The 22,784-nt window shown below is 49.5% G+C and carries 22 protein-coding genes and 1 pseudogene; 18 read left to right on the top strand and 5 right to left on the bottom strand.

Annotation, left to right across the window (positions count from 1 at the left end):
• Positions 1-94: 94 nt before the first annotated feature.
• On the bottom strand, positions 95-1,222 hold the full coding sequence (locus LG52_RS08410) for an NAD(P)/FAD-dependent oxidoreductase (protein ID WP_044731589.1): 1,128 nt from the start codon (positions 1,220-1,222) through the stop codon (positions 95-97).
• A 476-nt stretch (positions 1,223-1,698) separates the two neighbouring features.
• The gene (locus LG52_RS08405) at positions 1,699-2,538 is read right to left on the bottom strand and encodes an MBL fold metallo-hydrolase (protein WP_044731588.1); all 840 of its coding nucleotides are present in this window, start codon (positions 2,536-2,538) and stop codon (positions 1,699-1,701) included.
• A gap of 371 nt (positions 2,539-2,909) precedes the next feature.
• On the opposite strand from LG52_RS08405, the gene LG52_RS08400 reads away from it, so the two are divergent.
• Positions 2,910-3,167 (top strand): membrane protein, encoded by a 258-nt coding sequence (locus LG52_RS08400; RefSeq protein WP_044731587.1) that lies wholly within the window; start codon positions 2,910-2,912, stop codon positions 3,165-3,167.
• A gap of 282 nt (positions 3,168-3,449) precedes the next feature.
• On the opposite strand, the gene LG52_RS08395 is transcribed toward LG52_RS08400, so the two are convergent.
• Together LG52_RS08395 and LG52_RS08390 are read right to left on the bottom strand one after the other, a co-directional pair.
• A complete protein-coding gene (locus LG52_RS08395) occupies positions 3,450-5,111 on the bottom strand; it encodes a LolA family protein (RefSeq protein WP_044731586.1) in 1,662 nt (553 codons plus the stop codon).
• Between the two features lie 15 nt (positions 5,112-5,126).
• Complete coding sequence (locus LG52_RS08390; protein WP_044731585.1) at positions 5,127-5,648, bottom strand: RNA polymerase sigma factor; 522 nt, start codon at positions 5,646-5,648, stop codon at positions 5,127-5,129.
• A 269-nt stretch (positions 5,649-5,917) separates the two neighbouring features.
• Here LG52_RS08390 and LG52_RS08385 point away from each other — a divergent pair, with 269 nt between their 5' ends.
• The 4 genes from LG52_RS08385 (at position 5,918) to LG52_RS08370 (ending at position 8,207) form a co-directional block, all read left to right on the top strand.
• Positions 5,918-6,400, top strand: coding sequence for a DUF2935 domain-containing protein (locus LG52_RS08385; protein WP_044731584.1), 483 nt, complete (start codon positions 5,918-5,920; stop codon positions 6,398-6,400).
• A gap of 55 nt (positions 6,401-6,455) precedes the next feature.
• Complete coding sequence (locus LG52_RS08380) at positions 6,456-6,773, top strand: YbjQ family protein (RefSeq protein ID WP_033017392.1); 318 nt, start codon at positions 6,456-6,458, stop codon at positions 6,771-6,773.
• A gap of 179 nt (positions 6,774-6,952) precedes the next feature.
• Positions 6,953-7,261, top strand: a complete 309-nt coding sequence (locus tag LG52_RS08375; protein ID WP_044731583.1) for an ArsR/SmtB family transcription factor — start codon at positions 6,953-6,955, stop codon at positions 7,259-7,261.
• 16 nt (positions 7,262-7,277) lie between these two features.
• Positions 7,278-8,207, top strand: a complete 930-nt coding sequence (locus LG52_RS08370; protein WP_044731582.1) for a cation diffusion facilitator family transporter — start codon at positions 7,278-7,280, stop codon at positions 8,205-8,207.
• Between the two features lie 35 nt (positions 8,208-8,242).
• Here the strand turns inward: LG52_RS08370 and LG52_RS08365 are convergent, their stop codons facing one another.
• Positions 8,243-9,130: a LysR family transcriptional regulator gene (locus tag LG52_RS08365; RefSeq protein WP_044731581.1), complete on the bottom strand. Its 888-nt coding sequence runs from the start codon at positions 9,128-9,130 to the stop codon at positions 8,243-8,245.
• A 228-nt stretch (positions 9,131-9,358) separates the two neighbouring features.
• Here LG52_RS08365 and LG52_RS08360 point away from each other — a divergent pair, with 228 nt between their 5' ends.
• The 13 genes and pseudogenes from LG52_RS08360 to LG52_RS08310 all read left to right on the top strand — a co-directional run bounded on the left by LG52_RS08360 (position 9,359) and on the right by LG52_RS08310 (position 22,726).
• Positions 9,359-11,188, top strand: a complete 1,830-nt coding sequence (locus tag LG52_RS08360; RefSeq protein WP_044731580.1) for an assimilatory sulfite reductase (NADPH) flavoprotein subunit — start codon at positions 9,359-9,361, stop codon at positions 11,186-11,188.
• 24 nt (positions 11,189-11,212) lie between these two features.
• Complete coding sequence (gene cysI, locus LG52_RS08355; RefSeq protein WP_044731579.1) at positions 11,213-12,934, top strand: assimilatory sulfite reductase (NADPH) hemoprotein subunit; 1,722 nt, start codon at positions 11,213-11,215, stop codon at positions 12,932-12,934.
• Positions 12,935-13,402: 468 nt separating this feature from the next.
• Positions 13,403-13,912: a terminase small subunit gene (locus tag LG52_RS08350; protein WP_044731578.1), complete on the top strand. Its 510-nt coding sequence runs from the start codon at positions 13,403-13,405 to the stop codon at positions 13,910-13,912.
• Positions 13,899-15,161, top strand: a complete 1,263-nt coding sequence (locus tag LG52_RS08345) for a PBSX family phage terminase large subunit (protein ID WP_044731577.1) — start codon at positions 13,899-13,901, stop codon at positions 15,159-15,161. The genes LG52_RS08350 and LG52_RS08345 overlap by 14 nt, the downstream gene beginning before the upstream one ends.
• A 13-nt stretch (positions 15,162-15,174) precedes the next feature.
• Positions 15,175-16,599, top strand: coding sequence for a phage portal protein (locus tag LG52_RS08340; RefSeq protein ID WP_044731576.1), 1,425 nt, complete (start codon positions 15,175-15,177; stop codon positions 16,597-16,599).
• Positions 16,592-16,828 carry a hypothetical protein gene (locus LG52_RS08335; protein ID WP_044731575.1) on the top strand — a complete coding sequence of 79 codons (237 nt, stop codon included), beginning with the start codon at positions 16,592-16,594 and terminating at the stop codon, positions 16,826-16,828. The genes LG52_RS08340 and LG52_RS08335 overlap by 8 nt, the downstream gene beginning before the upstream one ends.
• A 135-nt stretch (positions 16,829-16,963) precedes the next feature.
• On the top strand, positions 16,964-17,857 hold the full coding sequence (locus tag LG52_RS08330; RefSeq protein WP_231584440.1) for a minor capsid protein: 894 nt from the start codon (positions 16,964-16,966) through the stop codon (positions 17,855-17,857).
• 44 nt (positions 17,858-17,901) lie between these two features.
• On the top strand, positions 17,902-18,150 hold the full coding sequence (locus LG52_RS20155; protein WP_197071955.1) for a hypothetical protein: 249 nt from the start codon (positions 17,902-17,904) through the stop codon (positions 18,148-18,150).
• Between the two features lie 268 nt (positions 18,151-18,418).
• Positions 18,419-18,700 carry a hypothetical protein gene (locus LG52_RS08325; RefSeq protein WP_044733165.1) on the top strand — a complete coding sequence of 94 codons (282 nt, stop codon included), beginning with the start codon at positions 18,419-18,421 and terminating at the stop codon, positions 18,698-18,700.
• A gap of 80 nt (positions 18,701-18,780) precedes the next feature.
• Positions 18,781-19,914 carry an IS4-like element IS5377 family transposase gene (locus tag LG52_RS08320; protein WP_015375695.1) on the top strand — a complete coding sequence of 378 codons (1,134 nt, stop codon included), beginning with the start codon at positions 18,781-18,783 and terminating at the stop codon, positions 19,912-19,914.
• Between the two features lie 218 nt (positions 19,915-20,132).
• Positions 20,133-20,531, top strand: coding sequence for an IS200/IS605 family transposase (tnpA, locus tag LG52_RS18950; protein ID WP_075261904.1), 399 nt, complete (start codon positions 20,133-20,135; stop codon positions 20,529-20,531).
• A gap of 4 nt (positions 20,532-20,535) precedes the next feature.
• Positions 20,536-21,575 (top strand): annotated as a pseudogene (locus tag LG52_RS08315) (RNA-guided endonuclease TnpB family protein).
• Positions 21,576-21,682: 107 nt separating this feature from the next.
• Positions 21,683-22,726: an NAD(P)H-dependent flavin oxidoreductase gene (locus LG52_RS08310; RefSeq protein WP_269430063.1), complete on the top strand. Its 1,044-nt coding sequence runs from the start codon at positions 21,683-21,685 to the stop codon at positions 22,724-22,726.
• Positions 22,727-22,784: the final 58 nt, after the last annotated feature.

The following is a 22,784-nucleotide window of genomic DNA, read 5'->3' as shown; positions in this document are numbered from 1 at the left end:
ATGGCCCGCTTTGTCCTGGCGGCGGGAAAGGGAGGTCAACTGCTGCGTTGGCTGGTTGATCGCAGAAAATGTGTTGTTGGTTTCCCTGTTCTCCTCATGGAATGATCGGTGCGATGGCGTTTGCCACGTCGTAATCGCTTGGATCGAGTTCTGTCGGCAGGCCGATGACGAGTTTCGCCAACTCTTTTCCTAAATACGGGCCGACGGTGAGACCTGAGGAGCCGAGCCCATTGGCGACGTACAGGCCGAAAAACCGAGGGATCGCCCCGAAGACAGGGAGGAATCCGGGCGTGCGCGGGCGGAATCCGACCCGTGTTTCCACATAGGTGCACGCCGACAGCCCCGGTGCGACGGCGAGGGCTTTGTCCAATATTTCATGGATGCCGCCTGCGGTTGCGCGGATGTCCATGCCCGCCTCATCTTCATGGGTCGTTCCGATGATGATTCGCCCCCCAGGGAAGGCGAGCATATACTGATTGTTCGGCGGCATGACGACTGGCCATCGGCCGGTCTCGTCCGCCCCCCATTCGAGATGAACGATTTGTCCTTTTTGCGGGCTGACGGCAAACCGAACGCCCAGCGGTTCGAGCAGTTCGCCAGCCCACACGCCGGCCGTGACGATGACGGCTTCGGCCGTGTATTTCGCTTCATTGACTTCCACGCCGATGACGCGGGAGCCTTCAAACAGGATCCGGGCGTTTCCGCGGATGTAGGCGGCGCCGCGCTTTTGAGCAGCATTCATGAGGGCGTCTCGCACCGCCCGACCGTTCACTCGGGCGGCGCCGCTGACATACAAGGCATGATGCTCACCGGCAAGCGGCGGAAACAGCTCCTTTGCCTCTTGGGGATGAAGCCGCACGATCTCTCCCATTTCTGGCGCGTCTTCGCGCCGTTGGAGAGCGCGCTCCTCCATCTGTTCCAGTTTCTGTTCGTCCGTGTGCAGCCATAGCGCCCCGACGCGTGCGTAACCGGTTTCTGTTTCCCCGTATGATTCCAGTTCTTCCATGAGGAAAGGATAAAATTTCGCCCCGCCTTTCGCCAACCGATACCATTTTTGGTTGCGGCGCTGCGACAGCCAAGGGCACACGATTCCCGCCGCCGCATCGGTCGCTTGGCCCTTGTCGCCGCGGTCGATGATCATGACTGTTGCGCCTTCTTTCGCCAAATGGTAGGCGACAGAGGCCCCTAAAATGCCGGCTCCAATGACGATGCATGACTTCATTCTCTAACACCTTTTCTTCGTTTTTCTCTATTAGCATAACATACGCAGCGCCAATGGGGAACCGCAGCCGCCTGCCTGAACGGCCGCTGGGCCGTCTAGCGCCAAAAAGATGTAACTGTCCATGGCAAGGGAAGAATATAAAATGGAAGACAACGAGAGTTGAGGGAGATGGGGGCAGAAAAGAAAGCAGTAACGCCGGGCGTAAAAAGGCTGCCCCACGACGCCATATCATGGCCATCTCGGGCAGCCCCTGTTTTCTGCAAAGAAAAAATACAGAGTTTTGCAAGGAAAAGTGCAGAGAATGACAACTTGACAAGGAGCCTCTGGGGGCGTGATTAAAAAGCCAGGAAGCCAGCAATATCAAGGGCTGGCTATGCCTAAAAAGGCTATCACGCCCCCCACTCCATGTCAAGTTGGCCTAAGCCAAATTCTCTGCAGATCTCTGCATTTTTATTTTGCAATAAACAAGCCCCGTCTCAGCTCGCTTGTTTCGTCTCATATTCCTGAATGACCGACCGGATGATATGGAGCGAGTCCCACTCTCCGCCCGAGAAAAAGACGATCGGGTATTTTTTCGGAAACAAAATCGCTTGGATTTGTTTGGACGGTGTTCCTTTTTCGTATAAATCGATGATCGTTCCTTGCAGTTCAAGCAAATAGTCAAGCTTCCGCTGCAACGCCTCGCGCCCGTTCGGGAGATAGCCGGCGTGAGCACAAAAGACGCCGCCGAAATCGTACATCAACACGTGTTGCAAGGAAGCGATGATCGCCGGGATGTTTTCCTCGCGCAAGATGACTTTCGTTTTCTCTTGACAGTACAAGTCGCCGCTGAACAGCTGTCCCGTTTCGCGGTTCAAAAACGCCACATGGTCGATGGAATGGCCCGGCGTCGGGATGACGTCCCACGTTGCGTTTCGCGAGGAAAACGTCGCGCCGATGGGCTTGGCGGCAAACGGTTCGCGCTTGCCCCAAAACACTTTTCGATAAAGCGGATAGTCCGCTTTTTGGCGGCAGTAGTCGATCATTCGCTCATTCATATAGATGGGCAAGCCCATCTTTCGTTGCAAAAACGCCGCGCAGCCGGTATGGTCTTCGTGAAAATGGGTGATCACGACTTGATTGATGTCTTGTTGTTGGAAAAACGAAGTGAATTCGTTTTCCATCGATTTAGCGCCGGTGTCAATCAGCACGTCATCGATGACAAAGCAGCGAACAGTGAGCCGAACGCCTTGAAACATCGCCGTTCCCTTGGCGATGCGCACGTTTTGCACCGTCTCGGTTTCAAACCGCTTTTTGATCACTTTATCGAGCAGCATGGCGAACGGGCCTCCTTATTGGTGTGAGGATGTTGTTACCATTATACCACAACAGAATGAATGTTCATTCATTTTTTGTTGGCGTTCCATACACATCATATACTTAGTGGGATGGAGAAATGCGATGCTATAGTTAAGCTTACTTCAATCCAGTGTCTGTGAATATCCCCTCTTTTGGAGGAATTGAACGTTTAGTAGAGCGGAACGATTCGGAAATAGGAAGGGGGGGCGATTTCGCGCAGCTTGTTCAATATGGTAAAATGATGGGGATCATACTACAATGTGGGCCAAACCCAATGGATGGACTTTTGCGGACGCGTATTCCATGAAGAGCCTGATGTATTCCTAACAAGTGTGGAAGGGGAATGTTCATGAAACCCGTTATTCACGCTTTCGCCATTTCGATCATCGTTCATGTGGTGTATTTGGCAGCAACCATTGGCATAGGGTATTGGAAAACGAAGCTTTATAAGCCCGATGTGGAGAATGCTTGGGAGAAAGCGGACGTGTTGCAAAATGAGGTTGTGTTTGGCCAAACGGGGGCGCCGATGGTATATTTGGTTTCGTTTATAGGAGTGGCGGCGGTCAGCGCCTTGGTGATGCATGTGTACCAAATGGTTCGCGGCTAACAAAAAGGAAAAGGAAAAAGCCAGTCCCGACGGGGAACGAAGCCTGTTGGGGCGGCTTTTTCTTTTCGATTTCGTCTTCAAGAGGTGCCTCTCTCCTCTAACCGGAAAAGCGGAAGGGGCGGCGCGTCAATACGCCGTCCATCCGGCATCAGCTACAATGACCGTGCCATTGACGAGGATTTTCACTACTCTATGGGAATAACGAAGAAAAAGGAGAACAGAGGGGCCGTTCTCCTTTTTCATGACGCAGATAGTGGAGATCAGTATTCATTTCTGTGAACATTATGGAGCAGGATCATATCCCACCACCGTCCATATTCCCGTCGCATCTTGCCTGATGAGTCGTTTCAAGTATACCCGCTTGATTGGCGTGTTATGGGCGTTCACTTCCACGATGGCTTCCTTTCCATTGTTTTGGATAATGCGCAAATCTTCATAACGAATCGGGTAGTCTCCGGTAATGCCTCCAGGGGACATTTGCAGGCTGACAAACACTTGAGCCACAAATACAGGATCTAATTTCCATGGCGAACTTCCGGCATCGACGTTTTTTTGGTCATTTTTCTCTCGTTCCAAGTCAACAGGAACTTCCACCTGCGGCTTGAACGGGAATGGATCCTTGTGTGTCGGCATTTCAAAGGCTCCGTTCGTCAGCTCTTTGGTGAATGCGATCAAGTCCTCCAAAGAGGCATGGCCGACGACGGCATATTCAAACCCATTTTGCCGCCAGCGGATGGAATGGAGGTTCGTCAGGCCGGCATACGGTCCGCCTGCCCCGAGCACGCCTGACTCTTCCACAACCGGCGATTGAATTTCAGCAGTCTGGTGATGGATTTTCCCTACCATTGCGGTTGGGGCAAGTTTCCATTCGCCGGTGGCTTTTCCTTGGATGATGACGATCTCTTTGTCCAGTGCCCGGTAATAGATTTTGATCAATTTTTTGTCCGGTACGATCGCGATGCGGTCTTGGACGTAGCCGGACGGAATCTGTTCGACCACTTCAGGCAGAAATCCGACAGCCTCCTTCGCTTCGTCGATGCTGGTGACGATTTGTTCCGTGTTTTGGTTGATTTCCTGAAACCCTTTTGGCACATGGTAGGCCAGCAGTTTTTCAGGGATAGCGAGGTTCCATTCGATTTTCGTGTACGTGATTTTGTATTGGATCCCATGCTGCATCGCATATTGTTTTTGCAACGGAAGATGGGTTTCTTTATCAATCCATATCCGATAAGGCTCCCCTCCTTGTGGGGTGACTTCGACAATCCAAGATGGACGGTTGGCTGCCTTCTCTTCCCCGATGATGTTCGTTGATATGGCTTGTTTGATCCCTTTGATTTCGTTTCCGAGTTCAAAGGCAAAACGATACGGATCAGGGAAGGCAGGAAATCGATGAACTTGTTTTTCGGAAGGCCGGATCTGCCATTTCGTTTGCCCGTTATTGACGGTAATCACCCCTTTGTTTGAACCCTCCAGTTCTTGTATATAATAGCGTCCGTGTTTGTCGGCCCAAATTTCCAATTTGGCTTGTGTGGTCGTCTTGCCTTGGGCATTCGTTTCGACAATTTCCAAAAATCCATGGTAGGCGTTGACGTCTTGAAAGGCTTTTTCCATCGCCTTTACAATGTTGGGATGGTCAAAGAGTGAAGCGAAATGGATCAGCAGCAATAGGGTCAACATAGCCGCGATGCCGGCGATGCTGGCCATCCAGGCTCGTTTTTTCTTTTTCGGTTTTGTGGGCACTAGCTGATCAGTGACTGTACGAATCAGTTTAGCTGGAAAATCCTGCTCCGGCATGGCAGGCTCCCTAAGGATGCGAACAAGCCTGACTGTATGAAACAGTTCTTGCAACTCAGGATCTGCCGTTGGATATCCATGGTCTTTTGGTTTTTTCTCGGCGTTCAACTGATCGATATAATCGGATAATCGATGTTCGTTGTCATGCATCGATGAACTCCTCCTTCATTTCGTACGGTCATGTAGAATGCGAGTCAGAGACTGCAATGCTCGATGCTGCATGACGCGAATGGTTGTTTCTTTTTTCTTCATGATTTGGGCGGTTTCAGCGACGGAATATCCTTTCATAATTCTTAGTTCGATCACGGTGCGTTGCTCTTCGTTGAGTTCATTTAACGCTTTTTCAATCGCCATGCGCTGTACACTCCATTCTGCAGGATCCTCAAGGGCAGCCTCTTTTGGAGAAATGGCTTCCAAATCAGCCGTAGTTCCCCGCCGTTGGTGCTGCCTCCAGCGATCCCGGATGATATTCAAGGCTACTGTTTTTAGAAAGGCCATCTGTTTATCAGGAGAGACACGATTTTTTTGTAAATAGGGGATGGCTCTGACATACGTTTCTTGTGTGATGTTTTCTGCTTCTTCACGGTTTTGGACCTTAAAATAGATCAATCGGTAAACTGACTCCCAAGTGGAAAGGCATAACTGTTCGATCCAGTTGACGCGGTTGTCTTCTTTCCCATGAACCATACATCGTAACTCCTTTTTCCCGGCCGGGCTATTTATGCTAATAAAAACGATGAAGCTGTTTAAAACGTTACAGCTGTAGAAGTTTTTTGATCGATCAGGCTCGGTCAATTGGGTGGATCACTGTTGCCTATGCATAAAGTTTCCCCGGGTGCCTTATGTGTATTGATTATGAAACAAGGGCGAAGGCTGGCATCGTTTCGATCATGTTGCATATCTACGCTGATTGGCTCATACACTGAAAGAAGAGGGGAAACAGGGGAGGGAAAAACGTGCAATTTTACTACGGTCCACACATGCCGCTGCGCGTTTTGGATGAGATTGAATTCTGGAAGCACCAAGAGGAAGAACATACGGTCGTCATTCGCGAGCTTGTGTCTGGATTGGAAGCGCCATATGTAGAAGCGTTGAAAAAATGGGAGGAGGCGCTTTCGGCTGCACATCAGCACGCGGTCCGTTATATCGAATCGGTCGTTCGGGCCGGCCATTATGTTCCTGAACAACTGCATCAACAAGTGCTCCATTTTGTGTCGTACTGCCTAGAGCAGAGCCTTCAGTTCATCGAATTATGCCGGCAAATCAAAACCCGCAGCAAGGCCGTCAGCGAAAACCCGACCGCCAAGGTGGTGCTCGATCACATCATTCGCGAATCGGAGTATTTTGTCGGCATCGCACAGTTGTTGCTGTATGGGACTTATTCCACATCGGCTGCATCGCGAACGGATTTATCCGCGCCGTTATACGATGAAAAGTAGTATAATGAAATGGGGTGGTTTACCCAATTATGATAAGCCGTAAGGGGGCATCGCTATGATTGTCACGACCACGAATACGATTGAGGGAAAAGAAATTGAGGAGTATTTGGGCATCGTAGCGGGAGAGGTCATTTTGGGCGCCAATGTCGTCCGCGATTTTCTCGCCAGTATCACCGACATTATCGGCGGGCGGAGCGGAACGTATGAAAGCAAGCTGGCTGAAGGGCGGGAAATGGCGATCAAGGAGATGGTCAATAAGGCGAGAAGCCTTGGCGCCAACGCCGTCATCGGGGTGGATCTTGATTTTGAAACGCTGCGCGATGGCATGATGATGTGCATTGCGACGGGGACGGCGGTGCGTGTGAGATCGTAATGGAAAAGCAGAGGGTTCTTCGCCCTTTGCTTTTTTTGTTTGGCCGGTTGGGGGCGTGCGTCCTCGGTTTAGGCTGATGGAGTTGTGCAGCGTGGAATAGGCTTGACAGAGGAAAAAAAGACGTTTATGATTCAAATGTATGAACAAATGCTCATATATTAAAATGAGAGGGAACAATGATGGAGGCAGAAGATCATTTGTCTTTAGATGAAAGTGTAGTGAAGGAAGTGTCGAAAATCTTTAAAGCGTTGGCGGATCCGACGCGGATGAAGATGTTGTATTTGTTGTCGCAGGAAGAATGCCATGTAGGCCATATTGCGGAAGTGCTCGGCATGTCGCAGTCGGCCGTTTCCCATCAACTGGCGCTGCTTCGGGCGTTGCGGCTTGTCAAGTACCGCCGCGAAGGGAAGTCATTGGTGTATTCTTGCGATGATGACCATGTCATTTCACTGTTAAGGCAAGCGATTGATCACGCTCAACATCCATAAAAGGGAGAGAGGATCGATGCATCATCATGGGCACGGCCATTGCGGCCATCATCACGGGCATCATCATGGCTTGGGCAGAGAGGAAAACGAAAAAGGGCTGGCGGCCGCTCTTGTCATTACAGTCGGGATTATGGTTCTTGAGTTTGTCGGCGGCCTTGTGACGAACAGCCTTGCTCTTCTTTCGGATTCAGGTCATATGCTGAGCGATGCCGCTTCGCTTCTGTTAAGCCTGGCGGCGGTGTGGCTGGCGTCAAAGCCCGCGTCGTCGAAGAGAACGTATGGATTTTATCGGTTCGAGATTTTAGCAGCGTTAGTGAACGGGGTCACGTTGGTGGCAATTGCTGCTTGGATTATTTGGGAAGCGGTCGGGAGGTTTGTGAATCCACCTGCCGTTGCAAGCAGGCCGATGATGGCGGTGGCCGCCGTTGGATTGTTGGCCAATCTCGTGAGCGCTTGGGTGTTGATGCGCAAAGGGGATGTCAAAGAGAACGTCAATGTCCGCAGCGCGTATTTGCACGTGCTCGGCGATGCGTTAGGCTCGGTCGGGGCGATGGCGGCAGGGCTTGTCATCTGGCTGTTCGATTGGTACGCGGCCGATCCGCTCATTTCCATCGCGGTGGCGGTGTTGATTTTAAAAGGAGCATTTGCCGTCGTCAAGCAGACCGTGCATATCTTAATGGAAGGAACGCCGGCGGCGATTGACCATGCGGAAGTGAAAGCGGCGCTCTCTGGCATTGATGGGGTGATCGAGGTCCATGATTTGCATATTTGGACGATCACTTCAGGACTTGATTCATTAAGCTGCCATCTGTTGATTGAAGACGGCCGCGATGCCCAGGTGATTTTGCAACGAGCGATTGATTTGGTGGAAACACGCTTTCACATTCGCCATGCGACGATTCAAATCGAAATGCCGCACATCCGCCATGGGGAGATGGAAGTATAGGGGAGGGCTGCCAAGCTTCTCCCCCATGTTCTTTTTCAGGATTTCCGATTGTGTTGCAGCGTTTCAAGGAAGATGCGCACGTTTTGCTTGTTTTCCATAATCGGTGCATAAATATAGGAAAACATTCGGTAAAACGGCGGATGGTTCAAGTGAACGATGGACAGGTGGCCGTGCTCGATGTCGCGGGCGACGACGCTGCGCGACAGCAAGGACAGGGCATTGCCGTTGATCAACGTTTCTTTAATGCCTTGGTTGCTGCTGATGATCATGAGCGATTTGACTTTCAACCCGTTCGAGCGGATGAAATGGTTGAAATACTCCCTTGTCCCCGACCCGACTTCGCGCGCCACCCATGCTTCGTTTTGCAAATCGGCGATCGTGACTTCGCCTTTTTGCGCCAATTCATGGCGGTTGGAGGCGACGATGACGAGTTCGTCTTGCATGAACGGATGAACGGACAGTTCCTTTTCGTTCGTTTGCCCTTCGATCAAGCCGATGTCGACTTGATATGATTTGACCAGTTCGACAATTTCTTTTGTGTTGCCGATCATTACCTCAAGCTCTAACTCTGGGTAGCGTGTTTGGAAATCGGGCAAAAGCGGCGGCAAAATATACTCCCCGATTGTAAAGCTCGCCCCGATTTTCAATTTTCCTTTGACGGAATGATGGTGCTCCAAAATGTCTTGTTTCGTTTGTTCATAAAGCGCCATCATTTGTTTAGCTCGGTCGTACAAGAGCTCGCCGGTCGGCGTCATGCGCAGCCGTTTCGGGGAGCGGATGAACAGTTTTGTTTGAAACTCTTTTTCTAAATTTTTGATGTGCAGGCTGACGCTTGGCTGCGATAAATGAAGAATTTCCGCTGTTTTGGTGAAGTTTTTCACCTCGGCTAAGGTGATAAATGTTTTTAATTCTTCATAGTACATGTCCGCCTCTCCTCCGTCCCGATGAGGCTCTATTATTAGAAATAATAATAGTTTTAATAATTTATATTTATTTTACTAATGTTTTGTTTTGCGGTAAAGTGTAAATATGATACCCTGGATAAAGTATACTTGCCTTATAGGAATAATGGAATTTGGCGTCCGCCCAATGATTACGGCTCAAGCAACGCCAATCGTTCCATTTTATTTTATATTGTGAGGTGGGCATCGTTGCAGCTGCAAGTAACCAACAGTCCGTTTACCGAGGAGCAGATTAAGCTTTTGAACCGTTTGTTGCCGACGTTGACGCCGGCGCAAAAGCTTTGGCTGAGCGGGTATTTGGCCGCGGCTGAGGCGGCGGTTGCCGTTTTGGATGCCGAAGCGCCGGCGCTGTTTGCTGGAAGCAGCAAACCGGTTTCGAAAGAAGTGACGGTATTGTACGGCTCGCAAACCGGCAATGCACAAAAGCTGGCTGAGAAAGCCGGCAAAGCGCTCAAGGAGCGCGGTTTCGAAGCGAAAGTGTTGTCCATGCTTGATTTCAAGCCGAATGAACTAAAGAAAGTCGAAACGCTGCTCGTTGTTGTGAGCACGCACGGAGAAGGCGATCCCCCGGACAACGCCGTGTCGTTTTACGAATTTCTTCACAGCAAACGGGCGCCAAAGCTGAATCATCTTCGCTTCTCCGTCTTGGCGCTCGGCGATACGTCGTATGAACATTTTTGCCAGACGGGGAAAGATTTTGACAAGCGTCTTGAGGAGTTAGGCGGAACGCGGTTTTATCCGCGGGTTGACTGCGATGTCGATTACGAAGAAGCAGCGGAGAAATGGCTCGATGGCGTGCTTGGCGAGTTAAGCAAAGAAGCGAATGCCAACGCCGGGGCAGCTCCGCTCTTGTCGGCTATTGCCGCAGCTCCGAAAGCGGAACCGGTCGCCGTGTATTCGCGGAAAAACCCGTTTCCGGCCGAGGTGCTTGAAAACATCAACTTAAATGGCCGCGGTTCGAACAAAGAAACGCGCCATCTCGAATTGTCGCTTGAAGGGTCGGGCTTGAAGTATGAGCCTGGCGATGCGCTTGGCATTTTCCCGAAAAACGATCCGGAGCTTGTCGATCTCGTCATTCAAGAAATGAAGTGGAATCCGGGAGAAACGGTGACGATCGACAAGGATGGAGAAGTGCGGTCGCTCAAAGAGGCGCTCACCTCGCACTTTGAAATCACGGTCTTGACAAAAGCGCTGTTGCAAAAGCTGGCGCCGTTATCAAAAAACAGCGCGCTTCAAGAGCTTGTCGCGCCTGGCAATGAGGCGAAGCTGAAAGAATACGCCAAAGGCCGCGATTTGTTGGATGCGCTGCGCGACTTTGGCCCGTGGGACGCCGCGCCGCAGCAAATCATCTCGATTTTGCGGAAAATGCCGCCGCGCCTGTACTCAATCGCAAGCAGCTTGGCGGCCTATCCGGATGAAGTGCATTTGACGATCGGCGCCGTCCGCTACGAATCGCACGGCCGCCTGCGCAAAGGGGTGTGCTCGACGTTCTGTGCGGAGCGCATCCAAATCGGTGACACATTGCCGGTCTTTGTTCAGCCGAACCCGAACTTCAAGCTGCCGAAAGACCCCGATACGCCGATCATCATGATCGGACCGGGCACCGGGGTGGCGCCGTTCCGTGCCTTTATGCAAGAGCGCGAAGCGACGGGCGCCAACGGAAAATCGTGGCTCTTTTTCGGCGACCAACATTTTATGACCGATTTCCTGTATCAAACGGAATGGCTCGCATGGCTGAAAAGCGGCGTGCTGACCCGAATGGATGTCGCCTTCTCGCGCGATACGGAAAGAAAAGTATATGTCCAGCACCGGATGCAAGAACGAAGCAAAGAACTGTTCGGCTGGCTGGAAGAGGGCGCTGTCGTCTATGTGTGCGGCGACAAGCAACACATGGCGCGCGACGTCCATCAGACGTTGATCGACATCATCGAAAAAGAAGGCGGTATGAGCCGCGAACAGGCGGAAGCGTATGTCGCTGAGATGCAAAAGCAAAAACGATACCAACGCGATGTCTACTAATCATCCAAAGGAGTGGGGACCAAAATGGCGAAAGTCGAGTTAAAAGCGCCGGACGGACCGCCAAGCGATGTTGAACGCATCAAGCAGGAAAGCCGTTACTTGCGCGGCACGCTCGCCGAAACGATGGAAGACCCGCTCAGCGCGGGCATTCCAGATGATGACAACCGGCTGATGAAGTTCCACGGCAGCTATTTGCAAGACGACCGCGACGTGCGCACCGAGCGGCAAAAACAAAAGCTTGAGCCGGCGTATCAGTTTATGATCCGCGTCCGCACGCCGGGCGGGGTGGCGACGCCGGAGCAGTGGCTCGTCATGGATGAACTCGCCCGCAAATACGCCAACGGCACGTTGAAACTGACGACGCGCCAAGCGTTTCAATTGCACGGCGTCTTGAAATGGAACGTGAAAAAAACGATGCAAGCCATCAACGGCGTGCTGATGACAACGCTCGCCGCCTGCGGCGACGTCAACCGGAACGTCATGTGCAACCCGAATCCGTACGAGTCGGAAGTGCACGCGGAAGTGTACGAATGGGCGAAGCTGATCAGCGATCATTTGTTGCCGCGGACGCGGGCGTACTATGAAATTTGGCTTGATGATGAAAAAGTCGCCGGCACACCGCAAGTCGACGGAGAAGAAGAGCCGATTTACGGTCCGACGTATTTGCCGCGGAAGTTTAAAATCGGCATCGCTGTTCCGCCGTCCAACGATGTCGATGTGTTCTCGCAAGATATCGGGTTGATCGCCATTGTCGAGGACGGCAAACTCGCCGGATTTAATGTCGCCATCGGCGGCGGCATGGGGATGACCCATGGGGATAAAACGACGTATCCGCAACTGGCGAAAGTGATCGGTTTCTGCAAGCCGGACCAAGTCGTTGAAGTGGCGGAAAAAATCATGACGATCCAGCGCGACTACGGCAACCGCTCGTCACGCAAACACGCCCGCTTCAAATACACGGTCGACCGGCTCGGCCTTGAGACGGTCAAAGAGGAGTTGGAGCGCCGCCTCGGCTGGAAGCTTGGTGAAGCGCGCCCGTACCATTTCGAGCATACCGGCGACCGCTACGGCTGGGTCGAAGGCGTCAATGGCACATGGCATTTCACACTCTTTGTCGAAGGCGGCCGTGTCAAAGACTATGACGATTACAAACTGATGACCGGTCTGCGCGAAATCGCCAAAGTCCATACCGGCGATTTCCGGTTGACGGCGAATCAAAACTTAATGATCGCCAATGTTACGAGCGAGAAAAAACTGGAAATCGAGGCGCTCATCGCCGAATACGGCCTAACCGACGGCCGGCGGTACACCGCCTTGCGCCGCAACGCGCTCGCCTGTGTGGCGCTGCCGACATGCGGCTTGGCGATGGCGGAAGCCGAGCGGTACTTGCCGAAACTGCTCGATAAAATCGAGGAAATGATCGATGAAAACGGCTTGCGCGATGACGAAATCACGATCCGCATGACCGGCTGTCCGAACGGCTGCGCCCGCCACGTCCTCGCCGAGATCGCCTTTGTCGGCAAAGCGGTCGGCAAATACAACATGTACCTTGGCGCCGCGTTCAACGGCACGCGCCTTGGCAAGCTGTACCGCGAAAACATCGGTGAAGAAGAAATTTTGCGCGAACTGCGCGTTCTCTTGTCCCGCTATGCGAAAGAGCGGCTTGACGGCGAACATTTCGGCGATTTTGTCATCCGCGTTGGCATCGTCAAAGAAGTGACGGACGGGACGAATTTTCACGATTAAGGTGGTCAGGGTGAAATGCAAACCAGCCTCTCCTTGTTTAGGGGAGGTTGGTTTTTTGTTGCTTCCATGCAATGGCTTCGGCGTTTTGTTCATCGTAGCCGAATTCAATCTATATAGGTTGTAATAAAGAATTTCCGATCTCCATGTCCTGTCTTTATCACTTGACAAGCTGTGTTTATTGCAAAATAAAAATGCAGAGATCTGCAGAGAATTTGGCTTAGGCCAACTTGACATGGAGTGGGGGGCGTGATAGCCTTTTTAGGCATAGCCAGCCCTTGATATTGCTGGCTTCCTGGCTTTTTAATCACGCCCCCAGAGGCTCCATGTCAAGTTGTCATTCTCTGCACTTTTCCTTGCAAAACTCTGTATTTTTTCTTTGCAGAAAACAACTGGCTCGACATTATGGGCGTTCGACGCGACACGTACAAGCGAGTGCGCGGGGCGATTCGAAGAAAGTGAGGGAGGTAGATGAGTAAATTAAATGAAAAACAAAAACGTTTCGCGGACGAGTATTTGATTGATCTGAATGCTACTCAAGCTGCCATTCGTGCTGGATATAGTCCGAGGTCAGCTGCTGAGCAAGCTTCACGATTGTTAAAAAATGCTAAGGTTCGCGCGTATATAGACGAACGGATGGCGGAGTTATCGAGGCGGACAGGAGTTAATCAAGAGCGTATTTTGCGTGAGTTGGCTCGGATCGCTTTTGTAAACGCTCCTGACTTAATCAACATGGAAGACGCCACGATACGTGAAGATGCTACGGTCGATGATATGGCAGCCATCGCTAGTGTAAGGGTGAAAATAATCCCGACAGAAAATGGCCAGGGAATTGAACGAGAAATTCGGCTTGCTGATAAAATTCGAGCACTTGATTTGCTTGGCAAACGCTTCGCAATGTGGACAGAGCGACAACAAGTCGACGCAAATTTTGGTGTGCAAATCATCGACGACGTTGGTGGGATAGATGAAGAAGATTAGGCTTTCTGAAGTGTTTACACCGACATTTCAAAAAGTGTGGGCACTGGTAAAAGAACAGCGTTATTTGCGTTACGTGTTGAAAGGTGGCCGTGCCAGCGCTAAGTCTACACATATTGCGATGATGGTATTGTTGTTGGTGATGCGGTATCCGGTGACAGCTCTGGTTGTTCGGAGGGTCGGGAACACGCTCGCAGATTCGGTGTTGGAACAGCTGAAAGAAGCGATGGAGATATTGGGTGTGACCGAGTATTTTCAGATTACGGTCAATCCGATGCGGATTACGTACTTGCCTAGAGGGAATCGAATTCTATTCCGAGGCGCCGATGACCCACAAAAAATGAAGTCGATTAAAGCATCAAAATTCCCACTAGCGATTATGTGGATTGAGGAGTTAGCCGAGTTCAAAACAGAAGAAGAAGTGTCCGTCATCGAAAAGTCCGTGCTGCGCGGAGAGCTTCCAGATGGGTTACGGTACACGTTTTTTTACAGCTACAATCCGCCAAAACGAAGACAGTCGTGGGTCAACCAAAAGTACGAAACGCAATTTCTTCCTGAAAACACGTTCGTTCATCATTCGACGTATTTGGACAACCCATTTTTATCGAAAGACTTCATTGAAGAAGCTGAGCATACGAAACGAACAAATGAAATGAAGTATCGTCATGAATATCTTGGCGAGCCGATTGGGAGTGGTGTGGTGCCGTTCGATAATTTAGTATTCCGAACGATTACAGATGACGAAATGAAACAATTCGATAATATCCGTCAAGGCATTGACTGGGGATATGGTGTGGATCCGTTTGCGTTTGTGCGTTGGCATTATGACAAAACACGGCGAATCATTTATGCCATCGATGAAATCTATGGTGTGAAGTTATCGAATCGTGAAGTAGCTGAAAAAATTAAAGCGAAAAACTATCATCTTGAACCGATTATTGCCGATAGTGCAGAACCGAAATCGGTGGATGAGATGAAAAAGGAACACGGTATCCCACGAATTAAAGGGGCAAAGAAAGGACCTGGGAGCGTGGAATACGGTGAGAAATGGCTTGATGATTTAGAGGCGATCGTCATCGACCCGAAGCGTACGCCGAATATTGCGAGAGAATTTGAATCGATTGATTATCAAGTGGATGCAGACGGGAATCCGAAGCCGAAGCTGGAGGATAAAAATAACCATACAATCGATGCCACTCGCTATGCGTTTGAAGATGATATGAAACGTCCATCGGTATCCATTTTGAAATAAGGGAGGTGATCGCGTGCTAATAGAAGATTTATTTCGCGCACCGTGGCATGAGCAAGTGCTTTCAGAATTATCGAAAGGAATCATGACAGACGAACAGCTTTTGGTGGCTGTGGTTAAAGACTGGGAAAGCAGTGAAAAGCGCAATCTCATGTTGCTAGGTGATCGATATTATCGCACCAAGATGGACATCGAAAAGAAGCAGCAAGACATTACGTGGCGTTCGAATCAAAAGTTGGCTCATGATTTTGTGAAGAAGCTCGTCAATCAAAAGGTTGGCTATTTGCTTTCAAAGGAGCCGACCATTGCGACAGAAAACGAAGAATATCGAAAAATCATGCAAGATATGTTTGATAAGCGTTTGTTAAAAGTAATTAAAAATCTCGGCAAAGAAGCGATCAATAAAGGAATCGCTTTTTTGTATGTGTACATTGACGAAAAAGGCGAGCTGTCGTTTAAAAAAATTCCGAGCGAACAAATTATTCCGTTCTGGAAAGATAACGACCATGAAGAAATTGTGTCGTTTATTCGCGTGTATGAAGAAGTGGTGTACACGAACACGCAAAAGCAAAAACAAAAAAAGGTTGAGTACCATCATCCGAAAGGGATTAAATATTACGTCCTGCAAGCTGATTCGCTCGTTCCGGACGTCCTCGCTGGAGTAGAAACGAACTATCATTTCACTATTAACGAGAAGCCGTATTTGTGGGAGCGCATGCCGTTAATTGCGTTTAAGTACAACGAAGAAGAACAGCCACTCATCGATTGTATCAAGTCGTTGGTTGACGATTATAACTTGCAAGCGTCTGTGAACGCGGATTTACTTGCCGATATTCCGAATTTCATCTACAAGCTTGTGAATTACGGAGGAACAGACCTGCAAGAATTTTTAAATGATTTGAACCGATATCGGGCGGTGAAGCTGGACACGGATGGCGATGTAGACAAGCTACAAGCCGATTTACAGACGGATGCGGTGGAAAAAGAATTATTGCGCATTCGAAAAGCCATCTATGAGTTTGGACGCGGTGTCGATACGCAAGATGAAAACTTAGGCAACGCAAGTGGCGTGGCGCTGCGATACCGATACTCGGATTTGGATATGGACTGCAATATTCTCGAAACCGAGTTTCAATCCAGCCTCGAGCAATTGATTTGGTTCATCGACCAATATTTGCTTATGACTGGGAAGGGCGATTTCACGAATGAGCCGATTTCAATCATCTTCAATCGTGACATCATCATTAACGAGTCTGAAGTCATCGCCAACTGTCAGGCGTCGGTTGGTATTCTCGATGACCGAACAATTCGTGAAAACCATCCGTGGTACACAGAGCAAGTGGAAGAACGACTGAAAAAACAACAGGAACAAGAGCAAATGTATAACGGCTATCAAGGAGCGTTCCAGCAACAACAGAAAGATGGGAACGTAAATGAATAGCCGGCAGTATTGGGAACAACGCGCGACGCAAAGAGAACAGGAAGTGCATCTGATTGTCGAGAAATATTTGGCACAGATGAAGCAACGGCTCAAAGAAGCACAGCGCGATATTTTGAAGCAGATTGAAGCCTTTTACGCTCGATATGCGAGAGATAATCAGATTTCGCTACATGAGGCAAGAAGGCTACTAACGTCGCAAGAAATATATAGATGCAATTTAAAGCTTTAACATTTATAGCTTTTACCGGTCATTGGATCGACTGTCAGGTGACCGAACAACGCCGCTTCCAGACCCATGTATGGGTCTGTGAAGCGGGGCGTTGTTCGGTCTTCCGTCACGCTAAGGCGTGACGGAGGCAAGCCTGTGGCTTGCCTTCGACAGTCAAAAATGGACAAGCCACTTTTCCGTCAAGGATATGTTAAACGCTCTCGTTGCATCTATATAGAAGCGTTTAAAGAAATTGACCTTGCTCGTTTTCGTGCGATGGCTCTCGAACGGAATCCGCAATACGAAAATCTATTGAACGCAATCAGCTATCGCGTCCGAATTTCGCGATTAGAATTGCTCTTAGCGCAAATTGAAATGACGATGCTGCATTTATACGGCGGCAAAAATGGCTTGCAAGAGTACACCTACACCGGATTGGTCGATGTGTACCAAAACTCGTACTATCACTTTATGTACGATTTTGCGATGGCTGGTATACCTGCAAATGTTCAAATACTCGATGATAGCACGATGCGTGAAGTGATGTCGTATAACTGGAGTGGCAAAGAATTTTCCGAGCGAATTTGGGGACATGAGCAAGAAACAATGAAACAAATTCGAAAGTCGCTCGAACAAAGCTTTATCATTGGTCGTTCTATCGATCGGACGGCAAAAGAAATTGTGAAAGTAACGGACGTGGCATATTCGCGCGCTGAAGCGCTGGTTAGGACAGAAGCGAGTTTCTTTCACAATTTGGCTGCACAAAACAGCTATCGCGACGCAGGAATGGAGAAGTACGAGATTTTGGCCACGCTCGATATGCGAACATCAGATATTTGTAGATACCAAGACGGCAAGGTTTATAACGTGAAAGATTACAAGCCAGGAACGAATGCGCCGCCATTTCATGTACGCTGCCGAACGACGACGATTCCGTATTTTGATGAATCGGAATACACGAAAGGTGAGAAACGCCAGTCGATGAATGGATTGGTGGATTCCGTTCGTATGAAGAGTGGTATAATAAGCATATCAGAGGTCATAAGCTAGAGGTAAAGGATCCTAATGTTTATTCAGCACAATATCTTCAAAAAATGAACAAAACGTTTGGATACTTTAAAGAAAGAGGATTTATATTTAGAGAACATGCAGTTAACCGAGCTTTGGGCCAAAAACAAGGAAAAGGAAAAAGAGACTTTACAAATGAAAATGTCTTGGATGTACTCGAGACAGGTAAAAAATATCATCAGGCAGAAGGGAACAAAACGGTGTATTTTAAAGACGGTATTGCTGTCATACAAGCTAATGATACTGGCGAGATTGTTAGTATTGTTACTATATAGATGCAATTTGAAGCTTTACCATTTGTAGTTTTTCCCGAGTATTTGATCGACTGTCGGGCGACCGAACAACGCCGCTTCCAGACCCATATATGGGTCTGTGAAGCAGGCGGTTGTTCGGTCTTCCGTCACGCCTTGGCGTGACGGAGGCAAGCCTGTGGCTTGCCTCCGTCAGTCGAAAATGGGCAAACCGCTTTTCCGTCAAGGATATGTTAAACTTCTTCGTTGCATCTATATAGAAAGAAACCAAAAAAAGATTGGAGGGAAATCGATGAATGATTTGTTGCGGTGCATCGAAGATTATCTTGAAGGAAATTTGTCGCCAGAGCAATTTTCTTATGATTTTCCTGCTATATATGCATCTTATTTCGATGATGGAGATTTAGACGAAAAGTACATCGACGCGTTTGATGATATTTCGGAAGCGTGCGGTTGGTATGAGCCTAACCCTCTTCATAGAGAGGATGACGATGAGTATATCGGAGAAGAAGAGCTGAGGAACAAAGTAGAGGAAAAATATCAAATGATTACAGGCGTGTTGATTATCCAATAAAATCCAAAGGGTATAGAAAAAAGAGCACCTTTCCTGTAGAATGTGAGTAGCGACACAAACAAACCCAGGAGGTGCTCTCTATGAACAAGCATACCACACTCCCGAATTTGATGCAAAAACTTGTTTCGGATGAAGAGATTCAACTGATTGCCGAAGCGGTTGGGTATCGTGATTCGTCTCGAACCTTTACGTTGCGCGAGTTGATTCACTTCTTCCTGCTGGCCGCCATGCATCAATGGAAAAGCTTTCGCCACGGAGCCGATGTGGGGCCTCTGTATGGATTGCCGCGATTCCATTATTCAACTGTATCCAAGAAAGCGAAAGAAGTTCCCTATGACATCATGAAACGCTTGTTGGCGTTGATCATTTCCAAGTGCAACCGCCAAACCCGCCGTTCGCTTCGGTTTCCCAAACCGCTTCGGGTGGTGGATTCGACGACCGTCACGGTCGGGAAAAACCGCCTGCCATGGGCGCCGTATCACGGCGAACGCGCCGGAGTGAAGCTGCACGTCGCGTATTCGCCGGAATCCTCGTTGCCGGCAGACGTGGTGGAAACCATCGGACTGCGTCATGATGGCCCGGTGGGAGAACAGTTGACGAACGCTCAACAAGTGCTGGTGGAAGACCGGGCGTATTTCAAAATCGAACGCCTCGATCGATTTGTGGAGCAGCATCAGCTCTTTGTCATTCGGATGAAGGACAACATCGAACTTCATCAGAAAAAAAGCTTGAAACGCCTTTCCAGCACATCCTCATCGGTTCAAGCCGACTTCACGTGCCAGTTGGGGACGAAACAATGCCGCTCCACCAAGCGTCACCGGGTGGTGATCTTTCGAGATGCGAATGGCCGCGACATTCGGGTCGTGACGAACCTCTTCCATGCGTCTGCGGAAACCATTGCCGACATGTACCAACAACGTTGGACTGTTGAGGTCTTTTTCCGTTGGGTGAAGCAATATCTGAATGTCCCGACCTTGTTTGGCACGACGGAAAATGCGGTATACAACCAACTGTTTGCGGCGTTCATCGCGTATGTGTTGCTGCGATGGCTGTATGATCAAACCAAAAAACAGACGAACGTCTCTCTTTCCTTCATTTCGTTCGTTCGCCGTTTTTTCTCTGGGCAGCTTCCTCTCGATTGGAAATCCGGGATGGCCGCTGCTTTGTTTGAGTATGCCCAAATTTATGGAAGGCGTATGTATAATTTTGGATAATCAACACTCGTGAAATGATTAAGAATTTGTTGACGAGAAGCACCTAACCAATCAAAAAAGGTTACGTGCTTTTTTTATTTACAGAAAAAGCAGTCTGAAAGCCCACGGTTTCAATCGTGGGATGAAAGACGGCATTACTCGGCAATCCCTTAATGGGATTGTTTAGAGCAACCATTTGGATGTTGCAGTATAACCATTAAACTGATAAAATTAATAATATGGAACAACAATATCGAAGAACGAAAACAACTGTATCTTTAATTAACTATCATTTTGTTTTCTGTCCACGTTATCGAAGAAAAGTGTTAGTAGGCAGAGTGGAAGAGCGATTCAAGCAGTTAGTAGAAGAAATTTGCCAAGAGAATGATTGGGTCATCCTTGCTATGGAAGTGATGCCTGATCATTGCCATTTGTTCTTGAATTGTCTCCCTTCTGATTCTCCATCAGATATTATGGCAAGAGTGAAAGGAGTGACTTCCAGACGATTAAGACAAGAATTTAAACACTTGTCTCATTTGCCAAGTCTTTGGACACGCTCTTTCTTCGTTAGCACAGCAGGGAATGTATCAAGTGAAACAATAAAACGCTATGTGGAATCTCAAAAGAAAAGGGGGTGAATCCATGCCGATAATCACACTCAGGCTGGAACTGCACAAACCAACGAAAGCCAAACAGGAAATGTACGAGCGAATGACCGAATGGAACACAGAATTTGCGAATTGGCTATGGCATCATCCTGAATGAAACAAAGCAACGAGCAAGATATTCAAAGACTTTTCGCCACAAAAGTTTCCTTCTGCTATCGTGAATCAGACGATTCGAGAAGTAAAGTCCCAAAAGAAAAATCAGAAGGCAAAGACGTTTCAAAAACGGTGGTGTTGCTTTAATAAGAAAAGAAAGGAGATTTCTACACGGTTGCTTTTCCAACATTGGAGAAAAAAATAGGCGTACCCGTTGTCGTGCGTCCCTATCAACAAACATGGCTTGATCGAATCATGAACGGAACGGCAAAACAAGGAACAGCTGTACTCTATAAAAAGAAAAAGAAATGGTACGTCGCCATTCCCATCACGTTTGAAGTCAAACGACGGAAAGAAACAAAAGTAATGGGAATTGATCTAGGGCTAAGATATATCGCTGTTGCTAGTGTCGGAACCAAATCTTTATTCTTCAAAGGGAATCCATGCGCCTTCATACGCCGGCGATACGCGGCTTTGCGAAGGAGATTAGGAAAAGCGAAGAAGCTCCATATGATTCGCAAAATCGGCGATAAAGAGTCCCGCTGGATGAAGGATATGAACCATAAAATCAGCCGTCAAATCGTCCGTTTTGCCCTTGCCAACGGTGTTGGCGTGATTCGGATGGAAGATTTGGCGGGGATTTGGAAACGAGCCGCTTCGGCCAAAGAAGCGGGACGAAGTCTTCATTCATGGGCGTTCCATCAACTGCAAACGATGATTGCCTATAAGGCGGAAATGGCAGGCATTCGGGTGGAGTGGGTGAATCCGACCTACACCAGTCAAACATGCCGATGCGGGCATCGGGAGAAAGCGAACCGAAACGGCACCCACTTCCAATGCCAAAAGTGCGGATACACCATCCACGCCGACTTGAATGGCGCGATCAACATCGCCAAAGCGATTTCGGGCTTCGCCGCCTAACCTAGCGCACTGGTCACAGGTGCGCCGCCCATTGGGGTACATCTTAACCCGATGGGACGGGGTGATGACACACCCCTGAACTTGGGCGTTGTCTGAACCAGAAATGGATGAGGACGCGAACGACCCAAGAATCCCACGGCTTTAGCCGTGTGGAGTGTCAAGATTTATATATAACGTATTTTTTGCGGAGTGTGAATATAATGAATAATGTTTGCCGTTTGCTCGATCTTCGTTATCCGATCATTCAAGGGGGGATGGGCAACATCAGCAACGCCGAGCTGGCAAGCGCCGTATCCGAAGCAGGGGGGCTTGGGACGATCGGCGCGGGCACGATGCCGCCCGATGAGGTGGAGGCGCTGATCGTCGAAACGAAGCGGCGCACGAGTCGCCCGTTTGCCGTGAACATTCCGCTGCAGGTGACGCCGCACGCCACGGAGATCGCCGAGCTTGTCATTCAACATCAAGTGTCGGTCGTTTCCCTTTCCGCCGGCAACCCAGCGCCATGGATTCCGCGTTTTGCGGAACATGGCATCAAGGTGATCGTAGTCGTCGCCTCGGTCAGCCAAGCGAAAAAAGCGGAAGCAGCTGGAGCGGATGTCGTCGTCGCCGAGGGGTATGAAGCAGCGGGCATCAACTCGCCGCTTGAGTTGACGACGATGACGCTCATTCCGCAAGTTGCGCGTGCCGTCCGCATTCCCGTCATCGCCGCGGGCGGCATTGGCGATGGACGGGGGCTGCTTGCCGCGCTCGCCCTTGGCGCCCAAGGAGTGCAACTAGGCACAAGGCTTGTGGCCACGAAAGAAGCGCCGTTTCATGAAGCGTATAAACGGCGGCTCATTGAGGCAAAGGAAAATGAAACGGTCATTGTCGGCCGCTCGGTCGGGCGCATCCGCCGCGTCATGCGCACGCCGTATGCCGAGAAGCTGCTCGAGTATGAACGGCAAGGCATGTCGCCTGAGCAGTTTCAACAATATACATCCGAGGATCGGCATCGCCGCGGGGCTCTATCCGGTGATTTCGATGAGGGATTCATCAATGCCGGGCAGATCGCCGGTTTGATCGACGACGTGCCGACGGTGGCGGAGCTGTTTGAACAAATGATGACGGAAGCGAAAACGCAGTGGCAATCATTGTCCGAACTGTTTCGTTGATGTACGAAAGACGCCTGTCAAACGGCGTCTTTTTTTGACGATGAAAAATCATTTGGCA

The sequence above is a fragment of the Geobacillus kaustophilus genome (assembly GCF_000948285.1).
GTDB classification, from domain to species: Bacteria; Bacillota; Bacilli; order Bacillales; family Anoxybacillaceae; genus Geobacillus; species Geobacillus thermoleovorans_A.
Note: the sequence above shows the minus strand (reverse complement) of the source record. Positions and strands in the feature narration are given on the sequence as shown.